The sequence below is a fragment of the Streptosporangium sp. NPDC002607 genome (genome assembly GCF_053592655.1).
Map to the genome: position 1 here is coordinate 51,820 of NZ_JBSFWD010000022.1, position 19,825 is coordinate 71,644.

Consider the following 19,825-nt stretch of genomic DNA (forward strand, 5'->3'; position numbering starts at 1 on the left):
GGACCAGGTAGGGACGAACGTCAGCCGGCATCGGACGTCACCTGACTCACTCGGAAGCGTACGACAGCGTCGGGTACGTGTGTGGCGTAGACGTACCAGTCCGACTCCTCGCCCGCAGGCACCGTGACGGTCCTTCCACGCGCGACGACTCCGGTGGTGGACTGCCACTGCATGATCCGCGGAACGGCGGCACCGAGAGGGGGCTCGCTCTCGCGGCCTCCCCCTTCCAAGACGACTTCGACGTCGGCAGAGAGGACTCTCGATGCGACCGCCGCAGGGACTTTGACTGCGGCGACCAAGTAAGGCTCTCCCTCGTGCATCAGCAACATCGGGGTTCCGTGCAGTCGAGGCCGTCCTCCTCGGCGCGATGACACACCGCCTTCGAGGCCGCCGGTACTTCCCCGTCCACCACCGCCGAAGTCGCCACCTCCGGTGCCGATTCCGCCGGTTCCGCCGCCACCGGCGCCCGACTCGTCGTCTTTCGGCCGTCGGCTCATCCGCGCGGGCACGATGCTGGCGAGCAGCGCCGACAACTGCCCCAGTCCTTGGCCTCCTGATCCACCGCTCTGGGGTCCGAGCCCAAGTCGTTCGTCCAGTTGCTTCTGTACGAACGTGCGTGCTCCCTGCACGACCCCTCGTGCGGTTCCGGTCAGCCCCTTGGAGATCCAGTCGTCGTGCGTGGGCGGCTCGGCGGAGGCGAACAGCGCGTCGGCGTCCTCGGACGCCTTGAACACACCTGCGTAGGCGAGGCGTTGGTCGGGATGGGGCGGACCGGGAAGGTAATCGACCACGAGTTCGGCGACACGCATGCGGGCGACGTGGTGGGACGGACCCTCGAACGGCTTCGCCGCACCGACGAGGAGGCGCGTGCTCGTGCCTCCGGCGACACCCAGGGCCATGGCGAAGGTGCCGGCGTGCTTTGGCGGCACGGTACGCGAGAACGCGACTCCGTCACCCGCTCGTACCTCTTGCAGTGCCTCGACGAAGGGTGCGAGCTCGCCGAAGGTATGAGGGTCGGCCACGGGGACGGCCGACCCGTTGACGCCCACGACGAAGCGCATGTGACGTCCATCCTCGTCCGGGACCATCTTCGGCCACAAGTTCCACAGGATGGAGGACGTGATGAAAGTGGCGGCCTCCTCGGGGGTCCGATCACGAGCGTCCGTCTCGGATCCGACAGTTCCCAGGTCGGCGGCCAGAATGACGATATCGGTGCCGGTGTCGCCGTCGTCGAAGCCCGGTAACCCCAAGGCCTTGGAGATCGCGTCGGCATGAGGAGAGACGACCGGGTCCGGCACGTCGTCCGTCGCCACGAGGCCCCACCAGTGACGGCCGGTGAAACGGCGCTCGTCGAGATAACAACTGTGACCGAGCGCGGCGCCCATCAGTCGACGGGAGTCGGGACCGTGAGCGGCGGTGTGCGTGTCCACGAGGATCGCGCTGGCTCGGCTGAGTCGGTAGAAGATGCCCTTCCCGAATCCGTACGTTCCCCCGCCGAACTTGTGGTCGCTTGGCTCCCCAACATTTCGGATGAACTGCACGAAGTCCGGCGTCTCTCCGTCGTGCGCACGCTCACCGGCGCGCAGCGGACCGCCCAGCCCTCTGGTGTTGCGGTCGGAGATCACCAGCACGACGGTCTCCGGGCGCAGGGCTCCATCGAGGTCGACGTTCGACTGTTTCGGAGGTCCCGGCAGCAGCAGGTCACGCCAGATGTGAACGTCGTCGCCGAGCACACGGACGTCGATGCGGAACTCCACCACTCCGTCGGACAGATGCGCGTCCCAACTGTTCTGCGCCGCCTCCCGCACCAGAACAGTCAACGGGTCGAGCGCGGGTCGTCCCAACTGCTTGACGATACCCTCTGCTACCGCAGAGCCTTCCGGTGCGAACGGCTGCGACCACCAACGAGCGCTCATCTGACCGCCTCCTCCGCGATCTCGGCCAGAGAGGCACCGGTGCTGAACGGGAGCAGAGCGGTGAGTTCGATCTCATAGCGGATGTCCGCTACGCCGTTCGGAAGCGAGCCAGTGACGAGGGACGACGGGACGAGTCGAGGCGTGTCCGGACCGACCGCGATTCTGAGTACCTCCTCGATCGCGAACGTGTCCAGGTCAGGTCGATCCGGCTGGCCCGACCATCCTGCCGCCGAGAGCCGTGTGCGGAGGCTCGCCCGTGACACCACTGAGCCGCGTAACTGTTCGACGAGGTCGCTCAACGTCCGCCCCTCGGGATCTTTCACGACGCGGAGTAGGACGAGGTCCAACGGTCGTCCATTGTGGGTGCCCAGCTGTTCCAACCCGTGGGCGGTGATGGTGTCACCTGCGGTGCTCAAGCCCTTCACCTCCAGGCACCGGACGGCAGCCTCGAAGTCGTGCGGTTCGTTGAGCGGCCCACGCCAGGCATCTACGGGGAAACCGGGATCGGCCTCGACGAGGGCCAAGAGCACGGCGAGCTCCGCGAAGAGGCCCAGCTTGGCCTGACGCGATAGTCCACGCAGCAGGCTGCTCCGGAAGAGTCGCCGCCACCGCGCGATGGCGGCGACCGCGGCGTCCCCCGGTCGCCGCGCGTCCGCCACGGCCTCCAGCACGTCGGTCACGACCTCGTTGAACTCAGGGAAGAGATCAGGCTCCGCACAGGACACGTCGACGTATGCGATAGCAGCACCGCCGAAGCTGAGCTTGCGGACCACGGTGCTGAGCACCGCCGGCCTGGGATCGACGGACACGTCCTCGTCACCGGCGGGAACGAGGAGGTGTCGGGCACCTGTGCCGTCGAGCGCCACGCGGCAGGGCTCCGCATGGCATGTCACGTCCAGAGGAAAGGAAACGAGTTCCTTGGCACGCGGCCGGGTCAGGACCGCCCATGCACGTTCCAGCACGGTCGGTTCTACGCCCGTCACATCAGGTCCTCGGTGTCGATGCCGAGTGCCTCGTCGACGTTCTCGCTCTCGACGTCGGTGAGGTCTACTGCGACGTGGGTAGCCTGGATACTCTTCGTCCGGACGTCCCCGGGGAAGGTGATGCCAAGGCCGACCACAGGCTGCGCCGCGCCGAGCGCGGTGCGCGGGGGATGCTCGGAGGCGTCGCTCTGCTGCTGATTGACGGGTTCGCTCGTCGGGTCGATCAAGTAGAGGACGACCAGGCCGCGGTCATGACAGACAGGGTGGCTGTTGCGCAGGGCGACGAGTTCGCTCTCGCTCTTCGCCCTCGCCTGTGAGGCCGTCAGACCGAGGTCCAGGGCGCGGTCCTGCTTGCTCATCAGCGTCTTGATGTCCGCGCGTTCGGCGTGGTGGTCGTTCAGCCGGGATCGGATCGAGTACTTGATGTCGAGACCGCCCAGTCTCGCGTCCCCACCCTCACCGGTCACGACGGCGACGGACCACATCGCCAGGCTCGGCGGGTCGCTGGTGAGCTGCCGGTCGATGTACTTGACCATGAGCGACGGTTCGAGGTCCGGGGAGTCCTCGTGCACCTGATAGCGGGACAGGAAGGTCTTCACAAGCGACACCGGGACGTCGCGGATCAGTCGGGCGGCACCCAGGTCCTCGACCTGACCGTGCCGGACCGCCTCCTGGACGAGGTTCTCCGCGGCCTGGCGGTTGCTGTCCAGCCAGTCGCTGTCGCGGTGCTCGAAGTAGCGGGTCTGCAACCGGCGCCCGGCGTAGGAGATGAAGGCCGGCTGGGCAGCGCCCAACTTGGCGGTGATCCGCAGCGATGGATGTGTCCGAATGCGTACCGCGACCTGGGACGGCGTCAGGTTCTCCCGTTGATAACGGTCGATGTCGTCGCGCATCTCGTGCTCGACGGTGGCGAGATGGCGGAACGCCGCTGCGAGGCTCGGTGTCATCCAGATTCTGGGCAGATCCTCGTACCCGGTCCGGTACCCGAACCAGCGACCCATCTGGAGCAGAGTGTCGTAGGCCGTCGCCCCTCGGACGAAGAAGCTGACGACGAGCCCTTCCAGGGTCAGCCCTCTTGAGAGGGTATTGCCGCCGACGGCGATGGCGACCACGGAGGGGTCGGAGTAGTCGAGCCGGTCCTGGCTTCGGTAGTTGTCGAGGACGACGCGCGTCGTGGCGATCACTTCGCTCAGGTACGGGAGAACCTCGTCGAAGGTGTTCTGATTCCGGTCGAAGTCCTCGGCGGGCACTCGCGACGACTCCTTCTCCCAGAGGTTGCGCCACTCATCGAGGACCTCTGGACTACCGGCCGTGAGGCTGGCCACGGTCTGCTTCTGCAGCCACCGCAAAGGGTCCCGATAGCTCTCGTGGACCGCGATCTTCACAGACGTGTGGATGAGCATCGTGCTGTGGCCGTCGTCGCCACGCGCCCGTCGTGCCGCTGTGGCCAACCAGAACCAGCGGACAGCCGTCACCAACTCATCGATCATGGTGGGGGTGAACCCATCCGCGGACTCCTTGCTGCCTGGACGCAACAGCGGGACATCCTTCTCGGCGACCAGGCGCACCATGTCGTAACCGTCCGGTGGGCCCTGCTCGTCGGCAGTCTCCCACTCCACGGCATCGCGACCGAAGATCTTCTCGGGGCCGAAGTAGCCATCGGGACGCGGCAGGTTGAGGATGAACGACTTCGGATATAAGTCTTCCTGGGTGGGGTCGATGAATACGTTGGCGAAGGGTGTCGCGGTGTAACCGACGTACGTGCAGCGTGGCATCAGGTTCAGGAGCTTGCGGATGAGCGGGTTGATCCGACCCGTGGCCACCGAGGCCTGATCCGCCTCGTCGTCGATGATCAGTACGGGGGCGGACGCGAGTGCCTTCCGGCTGTTCGGCTTGTCCAACCACCTGATGAGCTTGTCCAGCACGGCCGCGTTCTTCTTGACGACTGCCAGGACCGTCTTCTCCTCACTGAGCGCGGCCGACGCCTCAATGGTCTGTGCGACGAAGTCCTGGGTTTCACCGGTCAGTGTCATCCAGCGGTCGGGGTTGAGGTCCTTGAGGTACTGGTCCAGTCGTACCTGGGTCTGGCGGCGCAGCCCGTTGTGGATGCCGGACAGGACGATGACCAGGCGGTACCGCACATCCGCCATCTTCGCGATGACCGCGGTGAAGTTGGTGGTCTTCCCACTCTGCACATATCCCACCACGAGACCTTTGGAGTCCCATGTGGAAGAGTCCGGTCGTGGGGTGTGGGCGACCACGGTGCTGGATGAGTGGTCCACGGAGCTGATGCGTTCGTCAGGCCACTTATCGGTCTTGAACTGGTCCTTCAGGGCCAGCCAGTAGCGGTCGGCCTCACCCGGGCCGCTGTACCAGTCGTCCGAACCGGCCGTGATGATCGGAGGCCCGCCGGCCTGCACCTTCGCTCTGTCAGCCTCGAACTGGCCTCGGAACTTGTCGACCATCTCCTCGGGCAACGAGTCCGAGAAGCTAGCGACGGCTGCCTCGACGCCGTGGCGTCTAGCCCAGTCCGCGAAGACGGTGTACAGGCTCAACGTTCCTCACCCTTTCCCCTGTCAGGGAAAGAAATTTAGCGGATAAGGGCATAGGCGACCAAGCTGACCTTTAACTCGTAGAGTTCGGCAGCCTGAAGGCGTCATGGGGCTGTGTGGTTATGTCCCGATTATGTGGTATGCGCAAGTCGGCGGGTTGACCGCCGCACAACCGACTGATCTTTCCCCACAGGACGGATACCTTGTCTGAGTCGGTCCTGTGTCGGTTGGGAAGGAAAACCTGTGCCCGTACCTCACTCACCTAAGTTTCGTGAGCACGCCGTCGCGCTGGCCCGACTCGGTGACGAACCGATCATCACCTTGTCCCGAGAGCTGGGAATCAGCTGATCCTGCCTGCGAAAATGGCTGGCTCAAGCCGACGCCGACCAGGAGGGCCGGACATCGAGCTGGCTGACGACGGTTGAGAAAGCCAAAGTCGCCGAGCTGCGACGCAAGAACAAGTAGTTGGAACTGAAAAGTGAGATCCTGAAATGCGCGGCTGCTTACTTCGCGCGTGAGAACGTTCTCTCAAAACAGCATACTTGCTGGTCCGTAAACTCGCCGACGACGATGTCCCTGTCGCGGTGACCTGCCGAGTGCTGAAGGTATCGCGCTCTGGATGTCATGACTGGCTCGGCCGACCCACGTCCACGAGCAAGCGAATATCGAGCTGGCGAAAATCATTCGTGAGATTCATGTCGAGTTCCTCGGCAGCTACGGCGCGCCGCGTGTGCATGCGGAGTTGACGCTGGGCCTGGCGGTGAATCGCAAGCGCGTCGAGCGGCTCATGCGCCAAGCCGGGCTGCAGGGCGCTTACCGGCGGCGAGGGCGCCGCACCCCGGTCAACGTTGCGACCAAGGAGGACCTGGTCGGCTGGGCGTTCACCGTTCAGGTCCCCGACCGGCTCTGGCTGACCGTGAAGGAGGCTTGCGCGGCCGGCACCGCCGGGGCGAAGAAGGAGGGCTTAGCCAAGAGACCGGCGAGGTGACCAAAGGGCTCATGCCCGGCCTCGCCGCCCGGCTGCACACCGAGGACGGCGGAACCGTCTTCCTCAAGGCCGTCCCCACCGCCGGCCCGGCCGCGTCCCTGTACGAGCGGGAACGACGAGCAGGTACCGTACTGCCGCCTGGCCTGCCCCCACCTGCGGTGCAACGGCGAGGTGGAGGGGGGATCGTGCTGCTGCACGAGTACGTCGACGGCCGGGACGCCGACCTGTCGCCCGGTTCGCCGGACGTGCCGCTCGTGCTGGACACCCTGGTCGTCCTGAACGAGGCGCTCACCCCATGTCCTGGTGGTGTCCCGGAGGTCGCGGTGAACATCGCGGGACTGCAGGCCAAGGCCGCGAGCCTGCTCGCCGGGGAGTTGCCGGACCGGGCCGTGTACGAGACGGCGCTCGACAGGTTCGACCCCGACGCGTTGGAGGGGGACACCCTTCTCCACTACGACCTGCACCCCGGTAACTTCCGGATCGACGACGGGCGAGCGTACGTGATCGACTGGGCGTTCGCGGTGCGCGGTGCCGCGTGGGTGGACGCGGTCATGCTCGCTCCCCGTCTCATCGAGGCGGGCCACACCCCGGAGCAGACCGAGGGGCTGCTGGCCCGGGTACCGGCCTGGTGGTCCGCGCCTGCGGACGCGGTCACCGGCCTGGCCGCGCTGTGGACGCTGTTCCGCCTGTACAAGGCGCGGTTCGGCCCGGTGGAAGGACGCGATTTCCGTGCACGAGCCGCCGAGGCAGGGCGAGCATGGGTGCGGCATCGTTCCTGCTGACCTGCCTCTGGAGGACAGGCGCTTGTACCCTCGGCCCGGAGCGGTAGGCGTCGCGGAAATACGGGGTCACAGGCCAGAGATAACGCGCGGTACCCGGCGAGGGGGGCGGTCACGGGGTGCGCGGGACCTGGATGGCGGGTCGCAGGCGGGACATCAGCTGGGCCAGCTCGCTCACGGTCATGTCCGGTCCCTCCAGTTTCGCCCCGGACCACCGGTCGAAGAAAAGACATACCGCCCCCGGTTTGTAGATGTGGGTCTTCGCGTCGCTGAACTGGGATGGGTAGCAGGCCGCCGCGCCACCGAGCGGGCTGGTCGGCATCGCCACGATTCCCTCGGCGCAGGCATCGGTGCTTCTGGTGTCGGACCTGCCCCTGATTGTCTTGCTGCCGGACTGCTGCAGTTCCTCGTCGAGCGAGGCGTCCGGGTCTGTGTGTTCTGGGTAGCGCCGCCATACCTGGACCTTTTTCTCGCCGGGCGTCTGGTAGACCGCGACGATGACGGACTCCTCGTCCGGGCCGGGGGAGGTACGGGGCATGTCCGCCGCGGTGAGCGGCAAGTCGATGAAGGTCTCGGTGCGGACGGCAGTCGGCGGCCAGGTGCCTGTGGGCGGTGACACACACGGCTGGGACGCCTCCACCACGGCCAGGACCACGTTCGTCACCAAGTAGATCGGAGCCCCGAGGCTGACCAGCACAGCCAGCAGGACATACCACCACGCCTTTTTGCCGGGCTTAGCTTTGTCGGTCATGCTTCAGAGCCCCGCATGTGTTGTACATGCCCCGCAGGATGGGCGCACCCTCCTGGAAACGACTTGTACCCGAACACACTCCTGATCAGCAGGCGGGAACGGGACCGACCGTCGTGAACTCGCCGACCGGCTCGCTCGCACCGGATGCCTGCGCGACCCGGCGTGGGTGGACGCGGTCATGCTCGCTCCCCGTCTCATTGAGGCGGGTCACACTCTGAAGCAGACCGAGGCGCTGCTGGCCCGCGTACCGGCATAGCCGTGCTGTGGACGCTGTTCCGCCTGTACAAGGCGCGGTTCGGCCCGGTGGAAGGACGCGATTTCCGCCTGCGGCACGCCGAGCTGCTGGACTGGGCCCGCAGCCACGGGCGACTGCACCGCGCCGGCGTGCTGCACATCCTCGCGCCCGGTTGGCTTAGATGGACGTCATGTGTGCCCTTCTTCGCCCGAGCCCTCAGTACGGCACCCGCGGTTCCGGAATGATCCTGACGTTCTTCGGCACCGTCTGGTGGCTCGTCGGCTCCGTCGTCCTGGACGGCTCCGCCCGTACCGCCGCCCTCGTCGCCGGAGCCGTCCTCGCCGTGACCCTGTTTGTCCTTGCTGCCCGCCTCGACGGAACCGGCGGGCGCGAGGCGTACGAACGCAGCGCGCGCGCTTTCAAGTGGAGTAACGTCGGCCAGGGAGTGGGGATCGCGGTCGTCATCGCGGTCGGGAACATCACCGGCGGGTACAGCTGGATACCGGCACTCATCGCGATCGTGGTCGGCGCGCACTTCTTCCCGCTGGCGCGACCGTTCGGCCGCCTCGAGTACCGCTGGACCGGCAGCCTGCTCATCGTCGTCGGCGTGGCCGGCTGCGCCATGGCGCTCTCCGGGGCCTCGGAGTCCGGGGTCCAAACCGTGGCCGGTCTGGGCTCCGCCACCGTCCTGTGGGCCACGACGGTGTGGCACCTCGTCTCCGGCGTCCCTGACAGATCCACGCCGCGACAGCAAAGCGCCGACACAGGTTCCTGATATGTGTCACGGCCGCGATCGCTTCGATCCCGCAGCGGCCAGTCCTTGTAGTGGTCGACCACGGATGTCAGGCCGCGCTCGGCCAGGGGGAGACCTGATCGCCTTCGCTCGGCTGGCCATCGACACCCAGCACCCGGGTCAGAGCAGCGGGCAGATCGGGTTCGCTCTGCGCGCTGACCAGTGGGGCCAGGGCCTCGGTGGGGACGTCGTACGACTTTTGCTCCGTCTCGGCTTCGGTGAGCTTGGCCTCTACCGTGTGTGGGGAGCACGTAGTCCCGCCAATGATGCCTCGGCCCGGCTGATGACCAAGGTCGGCATGATCGAGGAAGGCCGCATCCGCGGGCACATCAGGGTCGGTGATCAGTGGCGGGACTCAATCGTGCATTCCATACTGGCGCCCGAATGGCGGGAGCTGGAGACCAACAAGCGGTAGGGGGCCAACCGAGATTTCCACGCCCTGCCTGCGCTGGAGCGATAGCTGGGCAAGCAGAACGCCACCGAGGCGGACATCCGTACCTGGTGTCGTGTCTGCGGTGCCGAGGACCAGATCCCCGAACTGATCGCCACCGTCCGTACGATCGACGCCCAGTACGTCGAGTGGAAACGCCAGATGCGCGGTGGCCAGCGGCGTGTCCAGAACGCGATCAGGAACGAGGACCTGAACACGCGGCTGTTCCGGATCTTCGAGCCGTTCCACATCCCCGGCTTCCTGCAGACTCGCAACTACGCCCGGGTCATCATGGCCAGGTCCGCGGCCTTCTACGAACTCGTCCACGACGACCTGGAGGCAGCGGTCGGCGCCAGACTCGGTCGGCAGGCGATCCTGCGGATGGGGGATCGGCGTTTCCACATCATCATGGCGGAGCAGGCCCTCGACACGTGGGTTGGTGGTCCGGCGACGAGCTTTCAGCAGGAAACTGGGGCGTCCGCGATTTCGGAGCCGGAGGCCGGACGGTGTGGCGCGCCATTCCGGTGAATTCCGCGGTTTCTGACGAGACGTCGGCGAACGTATCCACCCTTCCCGCCGCCCGGCCGGGATAGCCACCCCCGCGTTCCGTGACCTTCCCCGCTCGCGCGACGCTCTCAAACCCCGTTCCCCGGCAGGCACGGCGCGTACGCCTTCCCCACGGCGGTCCGTTTCCCACGGCGGCCCGTCGCGCGCCCTCCACCTCACACCCCGATTGGAGTGCCCTGCCGGGGGACGGCCCGACATGGTTTGGGCACGTATATGAACCAGTGCCCGCCGGGCTGGACATGACTGCCACCACTGGTAACCCGTACGCCATTTCGGGGGTAAACGATCTCCATGGCGAAGGAGGAGGGGAACCGCGTTCGCCACTGTGAGAGAAACCCCGCCCTTGCCCGGCCGGCGGCTGGAATTCGAACCGACCGGAAAGTATCAACTCCAGTGCCGCCACCGCTGTGCATCAAGTGGGCCACACGGTGGACACGGCACCATGAAGGTCGATGACCGGCGCGGGCTCATCGCCGACGCGAAAAAACAAGATGTAAGCCACCTACGGTTCATCGGAGGAGAACCGGCGCTCCACCCGGACTTCGTGGCGCTCTTGAGCGATGTCGTCGACGCGGCCCTCGGAGTGGAGAACTATTCCAACCTCGTCGCCATACGCGATGAGTGGTGGGAGCCGTTCGGCCACCCCGGGTGAGCCTGACGACCGGTTACCATTCCGACAACGCCGGTGAACACAGCCGGATTACCGGCCGCCGCGTCAGTCATGCCCGTACGAAGGCGAACATCGTCGAGGCCGTCAGACGGGAAATTCCCCTGATATTCGGCATCATCGACACCTTCAATGGTCGGAGTGTCGAGCAGGCCCGCGCCGAGCCGGAAGCCATGGACGTCACACGTATCGGCACTGACCGCGCGAGGGGAGTCGGGCGGGCCGCCGCCGTCACCCCTCGGGGGCGCGGTGGTGGCCGGTGCCGCGGGGCGGCGGGTGGCGGGTCCTCGGCCGGGCCTGCCCGGGGCCGCGTGCGGAAAACGGCAGCGAGGGCCACCTGTGAGTGAGCCGGATTCTGTCATGTCGATATCCGGATTCATTCCTTCCGGGCATTACGGTAATGACCATATGAATTGCTCGGCATTTGTTCGGCGTGGGGCTCCATGGAGGGCGTCAGGGATTGTTTCCGGCGGTTCGCGCTGATTTTGTGAACCGGTGGGATCGCGGTGTGCGGTGGTCGCGGACGGCCCGTCCGGTACGGGGCCGACCCTCCGGCCGGGGAAACCCCCATCGCGCCGTCCTGGCGCCCGGCGGACGTCCGCGCCCGCCGCGCGGCGGGAGGGGGCGACCTTCTGGGTGGCCGCCGTCCGGCCGGGTTCCGCGCCGATCGAAGATCGTTCCGCTGTCGGGGCGCGACCCTCTCGTCCTCGGGGGGCCGGTGTCGCGAACCGCTACATCCGACATTCCGAGAAAGTAGTCAATGGCATGTTCTTACGCTTCTCCGCGACCTTCTTTATATACGGAGCGGTGCTGTCGGTGTGGTGATATTGGCGAGGGATTTTTTGACGCATGGAGGTATGTGTGAAACGCGCTGTCGTCATTGCCGTCGCCGCTGTCGCCGCGGCGACGCTGGCGGCTCCGGCACAGGCCCGGCAGGTGGGTGCGGAACCCAGCCGGGAAACCGAATACGTGGTCCTCTACAAGGAGGATGTCAACGCCGCCGACGCCAGAAGTGCCATCCAGGCCGCGGGCGGGAGGATTCTCAAGGAGAACGGCGCCGTCGGTCTCGCCACCGTCGCCACGACCAACACCGGCTTCACGAGTCAGTTGGGGGGCAACGCCCTGATCGAGGGCGTCGCCCGCAACCGGTCAGTCGGCGGCGTACCCAAGAACGCCCCGGTGAGCGACGCGGCGGTGCGCGAGGCCCTCGCGGCCAAGGCGTTGGAGAAGCCGGGCAAGGAGGAGTACGGCACCCCCTCCACCAGGCCGGGCAAGCCGGCCCCCGAGGCCGAGCCGCTGTCGGAACTCCAGTGGGACATGAAGCAGATCAACGCCACCGTCGACGGCTCGTACAAGCACGAGCAGGGCGACCCCGGCGTGCTGGTCGGCATCCTCGACACCGGCGTGGACGGCTCCCACCCCGACATCGCGCCGAACTTCAACCGCGAGCTGAGCCGCAACTTCACCGTGGACATCCCGGTCGACGCCAACGGCGACGAGGTCGACGGCCCCTGCGAGGAGGAGCCGGACCGTTCCTGCAACGACCCGGCGGACGTGGACGAGGACGGTCACGGCACGCACGTGGCGTCGTCGCTGGCCTCGCCGATCAACGGGCTGGGCATCGCGGGCGTGGCGCCCAAGGTCTCGATCGTGAACCTGCGGGTCGGCTCGGACATCGGCTACTTCTTCCTCCAGCCGAGCGTGGACGCGCTGACCTACGCGGGTGACGTCGGTATCGACGTGGCCAACATGAGCTACTACATCGACCCGTGGCTGTCCAACTGCGTCAACAACCCGGCCGACTCTCCCGCCGACCGCCTGGAGCAGACCACGATCATCAAGGCCATGCAGCGGGCGCTCGACTACGCGCACGCCAGGGGCGTGACCCTGGTCACGGCCGTCGGCAACCAGTTCAGCGACCTCAGCAGGGAGTACGCCGACACCTCAAGCCCCAACTTCGTCCGGGTGCCGGGCGAGCTGCCCTACTCGCGTACGATCTCGCCGGACTGCTCCATCATGCCGGTCGAGGGCAACCACGTGATCACGGTCTCCGCGACCGGTATCAGCGAGCGCAAGTCCTACGGTTCCAACTACGGCAACGGCTCCGTCGACCTGGCCGCCCCCGGCGGGGACAGCTACGACACGCCCACCAACACCAGCGACGTCACCAGGACGACGCTGTCGGCCTACCCCCGGTCGCTCGCCGAGGCGCGGGGTGAGCTGAACCCCGACGGCACGCCCAACGTCGCCCGCGTCGTCCGTGACTGCAAGAACGGCGTCTGCGCCTACTACCAGTACCTCCAGGGCACCTCGATGGCCTCGCCGCGCGCCGCGGGAGTGGCGGCGCTGATCGTCAGCAAGTTCGGCCACCGCGACCGGACGCACGGCGGCAAGACGCTCAACCCCGCCGTCGTGGAGACGGTGCTCAAGGCGTCCGCCACCAGGAAGGACTGCCCCACCCCCGCCGCCTACACCTACACGCGGCACCTGTCGAACGGCAACACGGTCGTCACGACGCACGTGTGCGAGGGAAACAGGCTCCGTAACGGCTTCTACGGCTACGGCATCGTGGACGCCCTGCGGGCCGTCCGCTGACCTGACCTGACCAGGGCCGCCCGTCCGGGCGCCTGACCGGGACCGGCCGTCCGGACGCCTGACCGATCAGGCGTCCGGACGCCCACCGGCCGGGCGTCCGGGCACGGTCAGGCCAGGCGCCCGGCCCCTGTTCGGGCGCCTGGTTCGCCGGGTACGGCCGCCCGGACGGTGGCCTCCGGGCCGTCGTGGGAGGGAGCCGCCTTCCACGGCTACCCGTTGGCGTCCATGAGGGCGAGGTAGCCGTCCTCCAGGGTCGGTTCGGCCGGGCGGGCGGGCGTGCGGGTCGGGGGCGGGGGCGATGAGCCGGTAGCGCATGCCCGCTCCCTCGGGGACGGCGGCCACGACCCTGCCCTGTGAGGGGGCGGGGCCAGGGGTGGCCAGCGCCCACACCTGGTGGTCGGCCTGCGAGACCAGTTCCATGACGCTTCCCCGGAACACCAGGCGTCCCTTGGCCAGTACCGCGAGGTAGCGGCAGGTCTGCGCCACGTCCTCGACGATGTGCGTGCTGAGCAGGACCGTACGCTCGCCCGCGAGCTGGGAGAGCAGGGTGCCGCGCACCTGTTCCAGACACGTGTCGACAAGGTGGCCGACCTGCGGGTGACCGTCGTCGGCAGGCACGTGTTCTGCGTCCGAATCGACTCCGGCCTGCTCGACTGGCGGCAGGACTACGACCGCCTCTCATACGCTGTGGTCGAGCCTCCGCCCGGTCTCGCCGAGGGCTGTCTCGCGTACGTCGAACACCTCGGTCTGCGCTTCGGTGCGTTCGACTTCGCGCTCACCGCCGACGGTGCTCCGGTGTTCCTTGAGTGCAACCCCAACGGGCAGTGGGGCTGGCTGGAAGACGCCACCGGCCTGCCGATCGCCGCAGCCCTCGCCGATCTGCTCCTGGAGGAACGACCGTGACCGCTCATGGCACGCCCGGCCTGGCCGCGCGGCTCCGCCGTGACCTTGCCGACCGGCTCGCCCGGACCGGATGTCTGCGCGACCCGGCGTGGCGGAACGCGGTCGAGTCCGTGGCGCGCGAGCCGTTTCTCGGTTCGGCGATCGCCAGGGCCACCGAGTACGGCGATCGGTGGGAGGTGGTGCGCCGCGAGGAGATGACCGGGGACGAATGGCTGAAGCTGGTCTACCGCGACGAGACGTAGGCGACGCAGGTCGACGGCGTGATGGTCAAGGAGGCGCGTGGTCTCGCCTGCGGGGCGCCCACGTCGTCGTCGACGATGCCCGGCCTGGTCGTGCGAATGCTGGAGGCCGCGAGGATTTCCGGCGGTGAGAAGGTGCTGGAGATCGGTACCGGAACCGGGTACTCCACGGCGCTGATGTGTCATCGGCTCGGCGACAAGGCCGTGACCTCGATCGAGTACGACCAGGTCGTGGCCAGGCGGGCTCGCGACGCGCTCGCCGCCGCCGGGTACGCGCCCACGCTCATGGCCCGCCTCCGATGTCCTCTCCTCTTCTCGGGATCGGCGACGGCAGGAGCAGCCTGGTGGACCCGTGTGTCCTGGACGATCCGGCCGGGCTGTTCGTGGGGCAGCTGGCCGCGCCGTCGGCGGTGAGACTGGGTGGCGGTGAGGAGGTCGCCCTGCTGGACGTGGCCACCGGTTCACAGGCCACCACCCGGCCCGACCCGGCGGGTGGGTGGACGGTTCGCCAGCACGGTCCGTTACGGCTGTGGGACGCGGTCGAGGACGCCGTCCTGCTCTGGCAGGACGCGGGATCTCCGCACCAGTCGGCGTACAGGCGTGGTGCGTGTACCTGCGTGGAGGAAAAGGACTGAAAGGACGGACAGTGCTCAGAACAGCCAGTCGAGCAGGCCGCCACCGCGCTTCGGCTTCTCGCTCGGAGCCGGGTCCTCGGCCGGAGCCTGGTTCTCAGCCGGAGCTGATTTCTGGCTCGGAGCGGGGTTCTCAGCGGGAGCGGAGTCCCGAATCGGAGCCTGGGCCGTCTGCGAGGGAACGGGCTCGGCGGAGACCTGCGGCCGAGGCTGCACGTTCTTGGCGCCGTCATCCCTGCGCTCCCCGGCGGGCTCCGGAGCCGGTTTCACCGGCGGAGTGCTGAGAGTCGGCGTCGGCCGGGGGGCCGGACTGCGAGACGCCTGAGCGTAGGAGGTCGTCGGTTCGGGGGTGATGCTCTGCTCGACAGCGGGCCTCGTCGCCTCCTCGGCCGGGAGGTCCGCCGGATACGGCTGCGGTCGCTCGCCCGTCGCGCAGTTGACACCGGGCGGACATGCGGCGTCCGGCGTCGAGCCCACGGTGGAGGACAGCATCCAGCCGCCCGCGAGTCCCGCCACCACGACACCCACGACGACCGCCAGGAGCACCTTGCCCTGGGGCTTCTCGTCGTCCGGCTCCCCCGTCCAGCCCGATCCCAGGAAGCCGCGCGTCTGCTCCGGGTCCTGGCCGACCTCGCGCCAGGAGCGCTCGTCTTCCTCGTCGAAAGCCGCGGTCTCCTGAAGTTCGTCGCCGTGAACGGACACCGAGGTGTCGCCGTGGACGGACCCCTGCGCGTCACTCCGGACGGACACGGGGACATCGCTCTGGACATACACCTGGATGTCGCCGTGGACAGGCACCTGAGCTGTTCCCGAACCCCATCCATCCGACAACACGTCGCCCCCCGTGCGGCCAGGCTCACGCTGCGACACGGGTCCCACCGGGCCGGTCTGCTCGCGGAGATCCTCTCCGTACGACCGTTGGTTGTCGTCGCTCCCCACAATGCCCCTCTCTGGAACGGATCTTTGCCGGGCATCTTCCTAGCAGATCCGACATCGTTTTGTCCGAAAAATTCACTACACAGCGGGAATCGAATGGATTCCCGCTCGGGCGCGTCAGGCGGCGCCTGGCCGACCGGCTCGGCACTACCCCCGGCCTCGGCCGCCGTACCGATCCGCCACGGACGCCGCTCTCGCCCCGCCGGCCCCTGAAGGGATGAGGGACGCCGTCAGGTCCCGGCGGCACGCGCCGGGGAAACAACCCGCGGGGCGGCCATCGCCCCGGGGAACGGGACCGTATCCAGAGATCAATCCTCGTTCTACACTCGGTACGGCCAGTGCCCCGGCCTCATTTCATCTGGCAGGACACGAAAAAGCGGAAGGGAACATGAAAGAAAAAGAGGAGCGCGCCGCGCGGGTTTACGAAAGAACCAGCACCCTCGCGACGGGAAACGTGTTGGCGCAGGGTGCGAGCGGGTTCTTCGGCGGCGGAGCGAACCTGGTCGTCGACGTGATCGCGATTCCGTTCTACATCGACCTGTGGAACGACGTACGGAGCATCTACGGCAGGGGCCACATCACCGCGGAGGCCGCCAAGGAATACCTGAAGCCGAATATTCCCTTCCTCGCCCAGGACTTGCTCTGGGACAAGCTCGTCGGCTCCATTCCCATCGTGGGGATTCCGTTCAACATCGCCTTCGCCAAGGCCCTGACGTGGCGCCTCGGCGCATGGTTCGGCATGCTCTCGGCAATCGGCGGGGACAGTACTCCCAACGAGAAGATCACCGCGTCCACGATGGAGCTCACGCGCAGAATCTTCCCCTCGCTGGGAGACACCTTCAGCTTCAAGGCCCCCGACAGGGACGTCTTCGTCTCCTTCGTCGCCTCCGTGGACGGCTTGACGCATCAGGAGGCCCAGAATCGGGCCGAGGAGGCACTCCGGGTGCTCCGCGGCGAAAAAGACACCCCGTCGTACTGAACAAGAAAGCCGGGGGTTACCCCGGGCCGCCCGAACTCGATCTCCCACCGCCACCCAGCACGTACCAAAACTTATGATCGGCTCAGTACCGGACCCGCTGTAGCTTCCACCTCCACCACTGTCGCTGCTCCGAACTGCTACTCCTCGCCCTCGACTTTCAGTAATCCTCTCCTGGAGGGGGCGACCTCGCAGTGTCGTAACACTGTCTACGGCTACGTCCACAAGGCTCGTGCCACATGTCAGGTCAGTGGCCAGGCCAACCACTACACCGTCGACGGTCCATCGACGGCACCGCCGGTGGGCGGTTCCTGGAGGAGGGTGTCTACTTCATGACCGCCCGCCCTCATGGCCCGCCTCCGATGTCTTCTCCCCTTCTCGGGATCGACGACGGCTGGCCGTACGTCGTCGACTGGGCGTTCGCGGTGCGCGGTGCCGGGTGGGTGGACGCGGTCATGCTCGCCCCCCGTCTCATCGAGGCGGGTCACACCCTGGAGCAGACCGAGGCGCTGCTGGCCCGGGTACCGGCGTGGCGGTCCGCGCCCGCGGACGCGGTCACCGGCCTGGCCGCGCTGTGGGCGCTGTTTCGCCTGTACAAGGCGCGGTTCGGCCCGGTGGAGGGATGCGATTTCCGTGCGCGGGCCGCCGAGGCCGGGGGAGCATGGGTGCGGCATCGCTCCTGCTGAATCAGCGGATTCGAGGCTGAGCGTCGGAAATATCTCCCGGTAGGCTGCCGCGATGAACCGTACTCGGCGTGCCGTCGGCGCCGTTGTGGGCTCGGCGGTAGGCGATGCGCTGGGCGCTCCCTTCGAGTTCGGCCTCGCCGGGGTGTTCTCCGCTCGGTTTCCCGTTCCCGGCGAGGAGAACGAGATGTGCGGTGGTGGTGGCTGGCACCCCGACGATGCCACCGAGTTCAACGGTGCCGTCTGGCCCTGCCTCGGCTCGGCGCTCTGGGCACTGCGTACCACTTCCAGCTATGCGGACGCGGTGCGCGTCGCGATCGACCTGGGCGGTGACACCGACACCGTTGCCGCGGTCACCGGCGGTCTCGCCGGTGCGCTCTACGGAGCCGACGCCATCCCCGTACGCTGGACCGAACCCCTGCACGTCCCCCTGCCAGGAGCCGGCGAGCGGGTGCTGCGCCTGCCGGAGTTGGTCGATCTCGCACAGCGTCTGGCGAGGTGAACGTACGGCGGCAACCCATGCACCGTCCGGCGTTCACGGCGGAAGGGGGATCGTCGCGTGCCCAGGAAGGCGACCAAAACTCTATGTCACGACGGACGCGTGATGATCGTTAGGTTGAGCGGCGTACACCGTTGACGAGGAAAGAGAGCTGGCGGGAGTTCAGGATTTTGCTGGGAACTCCGATCGGCGGTATGGGCCGATTTCATGGAAGTTCTGCCTGTCCGCTGACCAACCGGTGTTCTACCGTAAGACCGTGCTTACGGTTGGTGTTGACCTGGCAACAAAAGTAGACAAGACAGCGGTGGCCTGGCTCGATTGGTCTGCCGATAGTGCCCGCGTCTGCAGGGTCGAGACTTTGGCAGACGATGAACTGATCATTGAAGCGATCAAGGACGCGGACAAGGCTGGCATTGACTGTCCGCTCGGTTGGCCGGACAAATTCATTGATTTCATCGCGGCTCACCGCATTGGACATGTCGAGGTACCCAGCGGCATTGCAGGCATTGACTGGCGCAGGGAGCTTGCCTTCCGCGTCACTGACCAGGTGACCTCGGAGCTGGTACTCAGACCCCTGAGCGTCTCCGCTGATCGCATCGGCCACACCGCCATGCGCTGCGCGGCCCTACTCGCCGACCTTGCCCGGCAGGGGCAGCCGGTTGACCGCAGCGGCATCGGTGTTGTGGTGGAGGTCTATCCTGCGGCTTCGCTCAAATGCTGGGGTCTGCCCCACGACGGCTACAAACGCTCAGCGAATCGCGGCAAACTTACACAACTGGTCGACAAACTTCAGGAAGCGGCACCATGGCTGGACCTGGGGGCCCACGAACAGATCTGCCGCACGTGCGACGATGCGATAGACGCCGTCATCGCCGCGCTCACCGCCCGCGCCGCATCTCAGGGCCTCGTGACCGTTCCGACGCAGGACCAAACTCGCTCGGCGCGCTCCGAGGGGTGGATCGCGCTCCCCACTGGACCCTTGAGCGAGCTTCGCCCGGCTGGCTGAGCAGAACGTGTAGTTGGACATGTGAAGCAAGCTGTCACATCTCCAAGGCGGTGATGGTCGTGACGATCAACGTCCGTGCTGTCGCGCCGTACGACGCCAGCTCGGCGAGTTCGGTGAAAGCCTTGGTGCACAGGGCGCTCTCTCGCAATTGGGTCACGTTCAGTCTCGACTCGCTGGGGGGGGGGTGACGCCCACGACCTGCACCCCGGCAACTTCCGGATCGATGATGGGCGAACGTACGTGATCGACTGGGCATTCGCGGTGCGCGGTGCCGGGTGGGTGGACGCGGTCATGCTCGCTCCCCGTTTCATCGAGGCGGGTCACACCTCGGAGCAGACCGAGGCGCTGCTGGCCCGGGTACCGGCGTGGCGGTCCGCGCCCGCGGACGCGGTCACCGGCCTGGCCGCGCTGTGGACGCTGTCCCGGCTGTACAAGGCGCGGTTCGGCCCGGTGGAAGGACGCGATTTCCGTACGCGGGCCGCCGAGGCCGGGGGAGCATGGGTGCGGCATCGCTCCTGCTGACCTGCTTCTGGAGGACAGGCTGTACGGCTCACCTGCGGCCCGGCCTGGCGGGAAGCGGTTGAGGCCGTCGGCGGCTGTACCCCCGGTCAGGAGCGGTGGGCGTAGCGGAAATGCGGGGTCAGGCCGCGTTTTCCCAGGTCGGATATAACGTGCGATATCCGGCGAGGGAGGCG

Annotated in this window: 26 protein-coding genes; 17 read left to right on the top strand and 9 right to left on the bottom strand. The window is 67.2% G+C overall.

Annotation, left to right across the window (positions count from 1 at the left end; translation table 11 throughout):
- Nucleotides 1-20 precede the first annotated feature (20 nt).
- From ACWD3H_RS24380 to ACWD3H_RS24390, 3 genes are all read right to left on the bottom strand, one after another.
- Complete coding sequence (locus ACWD3H_RS24380; RefSeq protein WP_451956590.1) at nt 21-1,631, bottom strand: hypothetical protein; 1,611 nt, start codon at nt 1,629-1,631, stop codon at nt 21-23.
- 281 nt (nt 1,632-1,912) lie between these two features.
- The gene (locus ACWD3H_RS24385) at nt 1,913-2,899 is read right to left on the bottom strand and encodes a PD-(D/E)XK motif protein (RefSeq protein ID WP_451956591.1); all 987 of its coding nucleotides are present in this window, start codon (nt 2,897-2,899) and stop codon (nt 1,913-1,915) included.
- Complete coding sequence (locus ACWD3H_RS24390; RefSeq protein WP_451956592.1) at nt 2,896-5,454, bottom strand: Z1 domain-containing protein; 2,559 nt, start codon at nt 5,452-5,454, stop codon at nt 2,896-2,898. Before ACWD3H_RS24390 ends, ACWD3H_RS24385 begins: the two co-directional genes overlap by 4 nt.
- Nucleotides 5,455-6,130: 676 nt before the next feature.
- Between ACWD3H_RS24390 and ACWD3H_RS24395 the strand changes: the two genes are divergently transcribed.
- The gene (locus ACWD3H_RS24395; RefSeq protein ID WP_364150323.1) at nt 6,131-6,439 is read left to right on the top strand and encodes an IS3 family transposase; all 309 of its coding nucleotides are present in this window, start codon (nt 6,131-6,133) and stop codon (nt 6,437-6,439) included.
- Nucleotides 6,436-7,221 (top strand): phosphotransferase family protein, encoded by a 786-nt coding sequence (locus tag ACWD3H_RS24400; protein WP_451956593.1) that lies wholly within the window; start codon nt 6,436-6,438, stop codon nt 7,219-7,221. The genes ACWD3H_RS24395 and ACWD3H_RS24400 overlap by 4 nt, the downstream gene beginning before the upstream one ends.
- A 109-nt stretch (nt 7,222-7,330) precedes the next feature.
- Here ACWD3H_RS24400 and ACWD3H_RS24405 read toward each other — a convergent pair whose 3' ends face one another.
- On the bottom strand, nt 7,331-7,969 hold the full coding sequence (locus tag ACWD3H_RS24405) for a hypothetical protein (RefSeq protein WP_451956594.1): 639 nt from the start codon (nt 7,967-7,969) through the stop codon (nt 7,331-7,333).
- A gap of 85 nt (nt 7,970-8,054) precedes the next feature.
- Nucleotides 8,055-8,180, bottom strand: a complete 126-nt coding sequence (locus tag ACWD3H_RS24410; protein WP_451956595.1) for a hypothetical protein — start codon at nt 8,178-8,180, stop codon at nt 8,055-8,057.
- Between the two features lie 47 nt (nt 8,181-8,227).
- Between ACWD3H_RS24410 and ACWD3H_RS24415 the strand changes: the two genes are divergently transcribed.
- The 6 genes from ACWD3H_RS24415 to ACWD3H_RS24440 all read left to right on the top strand — a co-directional run bounded on the left by ACWD3H_RS24415 (nt 8,228) and on the right by ACWD3H_RS24440 (nt 13,256).
- Nucleotides 8,228-8,449: a hypothetical protein gene (locus ACWD3H_RS24415; RefSeq protein ID WP_451956596.1), complete on the top strand. Its 222-nt coding sequence runs from the start codon at nt 8,228-8,230 to the stop codon at nt 8,447-8,449.
- On the top strand, nt 8,446-8,979 hold the full coding sequence (locus tag ACWD3H_RS24420; protein ID WP_451956597.1) for a hypothetical protein: 534 nt from the start codon (nt 8,446-8,448) through the stop codon (nt 8,977-8,979). The genes ACWD3H_RS24415 and ACWD3H_RS24420 overlap by 4 nt, the downstream gene beginning before the upstream one ends.
- Nucleotides 8,980-9,043: 64 nt before the next feature.
- Nucleotides 9,044-9,412 (top strand): GNAT family N-acetyltransferase, encoded by a 369-nt coding sequence (locus ACWD3H_RS24425; protein ID WP_451956598.1) that lies wholly within the window; start codon nt 9,044-9,046, stop codon nt 9,410-9,412.
- Nucleotides 9,413-9,589: 177 nt separating this feature from the next.
- Entirely contained in the window at nt 9,590-9,955 is a 366-nt protein-coding gene (locus tag ACWD3H_RS24430) for a Scr1 family TA system antitoxin-like transcriptional regulator (protein ID WP_451956599.1), read from the top strand.
- A gap of 481 nt (nt 9,956-10,436) precedes the next feature.
- Entirely contained in the window at nt 10,437-10,646 is a 210-nt protein-coding gene (locus ACWD3H_RS24435) for a hypothetical protein (protein WP_451956600.1), read from the top strand.
- A gap of 876 nt (nt 10,647-11,522) precedes the next feature.
- Nucleotides 11,523-13,256, top strand: a complete 1,734-nt coding sequence (locus tag ACWD3H_RS24440) for a S8 family peptidase (RefSeq protein WP_451956601.1) — start codon at nt 11,523-11,525, stop codon at nt 13,254-13,256.
- Between the two features lie 66 nt (nt 13,257-13,322).
- Here the strand turns inward: ACWD3H_RS24440 and ACWD3H_RS24445 are convergent, their stop codons facing one another.
- Entirely contained in the window at nt 13,323-13,874 is a 552-nt protein-coding gene (locus ACWD3H_RS24445) for a hypothetical protein (RefSeq protein WP_451956602.1), read from the bottom strand.
- Between ACWD3H_RS24445 and ACWD3H_RS24450 the strand changes: the two genes are divergently transcribed.
- Nucleotides 13,854-14,159, top strand: a complete 306-nt coding sequence (locus ACWD3H_RS24450; RefSeq protein ID WP_451956603.1) for a hypothetical protein — start codon at nt 13,854-13,856, stop codon at nt 14,157-14,159. The two genes, ACWD3H_RS24445 and ACWD3H_RS24450, sit on opposite strands and share 21 nt — an antisense overlap.
- Nucleotides 14,156-14,401 carry a hypothetical protein gene (locus ACWD3H_RS24455; RefSeq protein WP_451956604.1) on the top strand — a complete coding sequence of 82 codons (246 nt, stop codon included), beginning with the start codon at nt 14,156-14,158 and terminating at the stop codon, nt 14,399-14,401. Before ACWD3H_RS24450 ends, ACWD3H_RS24455 begins: the two co-directional genes overlap by 4 nt.
- Here the strand turns inward: ACWD3H_RS24455 and ACWD3H_RS24460 are convergent.
- Entirely contained in the window at nt 14,383-14,568 is a 186-nt protein-coding gene (locus ACWD3H_RS24460; protein WP_451956667.1) for a hypothetical protein, read from the bottom strand. The two genes, ACWD3H_RS24455 and ACWD3H_RS24460, sit on opposite strands and share 19 nt — an antisense overlap.
- On the opposite strand from ACWD3H_RS24460, the gene ACWD3H_RS24465 reads away from it, so the two are divergent.
- Nucleotides 14,498-14,812 (top strand): rRNA adenine N-6-methyltransferase family protein, encoded by a 315-nt coding sequence (locus ACWD3H_RS24465; protein WP_451956663.1) that lies wholly within the window; start codon nt 14,498-14,500, stop codon nt 14,810-14,812. The two genes, ACWD3H_RS24460 and ACWD3H_RS24465, sit on opposite strands and share 71 nt — an antisense overlap.
- The gene (locus tag ACWD3H_RS24470; RefSeq protein WP_451956668.1) at nt 14,698-15,033 is read left to right on the top strand and encodes a hypothetical protein; all 336 of its coding nucleotides are present in this window, start codon (nt 14,698-14,700) and stop codon (nt 15,031-15,033) included. Before ACWD3H_RS24465 ends, ACWD3H_RS24470 begins: the two co-directional genes overlap by 115 nt.
- A gap of 15 nt (nt 15,034-15,048) precedes the next feature.
- On the opposite strand, the gene ACWD3H_RS24475 is transcribed toward ACWD3H_RS24470, so the two are convergent.
- Nucleotides 15,049-15,780 (bottom strand): hypothetical protein, encoded by a 732-nt coding sequence (locus tag ACWD3H_RS24475; protein ID WP_451956605.1) that lies wholly within the window; start codon nt 15,778-15,780, stop codon nt 15,049-15,051.
- 574 nt (nt 15,781-16,354) lie between these two features.
- Between ACWD3H_RS24475 and ACWD3H_RS24480 the strand changes: the two genes are divergently transcribed.
- The 4 genes from ACWD3H_RS24480 (at nt 16,355) to ACWD3H_RS24495 (ending at nt 19,130) form a co-directional block, all read left to right on the top strand.
- Entirely contained in the window at nt 16,355-16,945 is a 591-nt protein-coding gene (locus ACWD3H_RS24480; RefSeq protein ID WP_350915976.1) for a hypothetical protein, read from the top strand.
- A 359-nt stretch (nt 16,946-17,304) separates the two neighbouring features.
- Entirely contained in the window at nt 17,305-17,628 is a 324-nt protein-coding gene (locus ACWD3H_RS24485) for a hypothetical protein (RefSeq protein WP_451956606.1), read from the top strand.
- 52 nt (nt 17,629-17,680) lie between these two features.
- Entirely contained in the window at nt 17,681-18,127 is a 447-nt protein-coding gene (locus ACWD3H_RS24490) for an ADP-ribosylglycohydrolase family protein (protein ID WP_451956607.1), read from the top strand.
- A gap of 253 nt (nt 18,128-18,380) precedes the next feature.
- A complete protein-coding gene (locus ACWD3H_RS24495; RefSeq protein ID WP_451956608.1) occupies nt 18,381-19,130 on the top strand; it encodes a DUF429 domain-containing protein in 750 nt (249 codons plus the stop codon).
- Between the two features lie 34 nt (nt 19,131-19,164).
- On the opposite strand, the gene ACWD3H_RS24500 is transcribed toward ACWD3H_RS24495, so the two are convergent.
- The gene (locus ACWD3H_RS24500; protein WP_451956609.1) at nt 19,165-19,287 is read right to left on the bottom strand and encodes a hypothetical protein; all 123 of its coding nucleotides are present in this window, start codon (nt 19,285-19,287) and stop codon (nt 19,165-19,167) included.
- A gap of 41 nt (nt 19,288-19,328) precedes the next feature.
- Here ACWD3H_RS24500 and ACWD3H_RS24505 point away from each other — a divergent pair, with 41 nt between their 5' ends.
- On the top strand, nt 19,329-19,652 hold the full coding sequence (locus tag ACWD3H_RS24505) for a hypothetical protein (RefSeq protein ID WP_451956664.1): 324 nt from the start codon (nt 19,329-19,331) through the stop codon (nt 19,650-19,652).
- Nucleotides 19,653-19,825: the final 173 nt, after the last annotated feature.

What these genes read in the sequence shown, in the direction of transcription:
- ACWD3H_RS24405 (WP_451956594.1), bottom strand. Translation starts at nt 7,969, where the DNA reads ATGACCGACAAAGCTAAGCCCGGCAAAAAGGCGTGGTGGTATGTCCTG.
- ACWD3H_RS24420 (WP_451956597.1), top strand. Translation starts at nt 8,446, where the DNA reads ATGATCCTGACGTTCTTCGGCACCGTCTGGTGGCTCGTCGGCTCCGTC.
- ACWD3H_RS24425 (WP_451956598.1), top strand. Translation starts at nt 9,044, where the DNA reads ATGTCAGGCCGCGCTCGGCCAGGGGGAGACCTGATCGCCTTCGCTCGG.
- ACWD3H_RS24430 (WP_451956599.1), top strand. Translation starts at nt 9,590, where the DNA reads ATGCGCGGTGGCCAGCGGCGTGTCCAGAACGCGATCAGGAACGAGGAC.
- ACWD3H_RS24435 (WP_451956600.1), top strand. Translation starts at nt 10,437, where the DNA reads ATGAAGGTCGATGACCGGCGCGGGCTCATCGCCGACGCGAAAAAACAA.
- ACWD3H_RS24465 (WP_451956663.1), top strand. Translation starts at nt 14,498, where the DNA reads ATGCTGGAGGCCGCGAGGATTTCCGGCGGTGAGAAGGTGCTGGAGATC.
- ACWD3H_RS24470 (WP_451956668.1), top strand. Translation starts at nt 14,698, where the DNA reads ATGTCCTCTCCTCTTCTCGGGATCGGCGACGGCAGGAGCAGCCTGGTG.
- ACWD3H_RS24480 (WP_350915976.1), top strand. Translation starts at nt 16,355, where the DNA reads ATGAAAGAAAAAGAGGAGCGCGCCGCGCGGGTTTACGAAAGAACCAGC.
- ACWD3H_RS24485 (WP_451956606.1), top strand. Translation starts at nt 17,305, where the DNA reads ATGTCTTCTCCCCTTCTCGGGATCGACGACGGCTGGCCGTACGTCGTC.
- ACWD3H_RS24490 (WP_451956607.1), top strand. Translation starts at nt 17,681, where the DNA reads ATGAACCGTACTCGGCGTGCCGTCGGCGCCGTTGTGGGCTCGGCGGTA.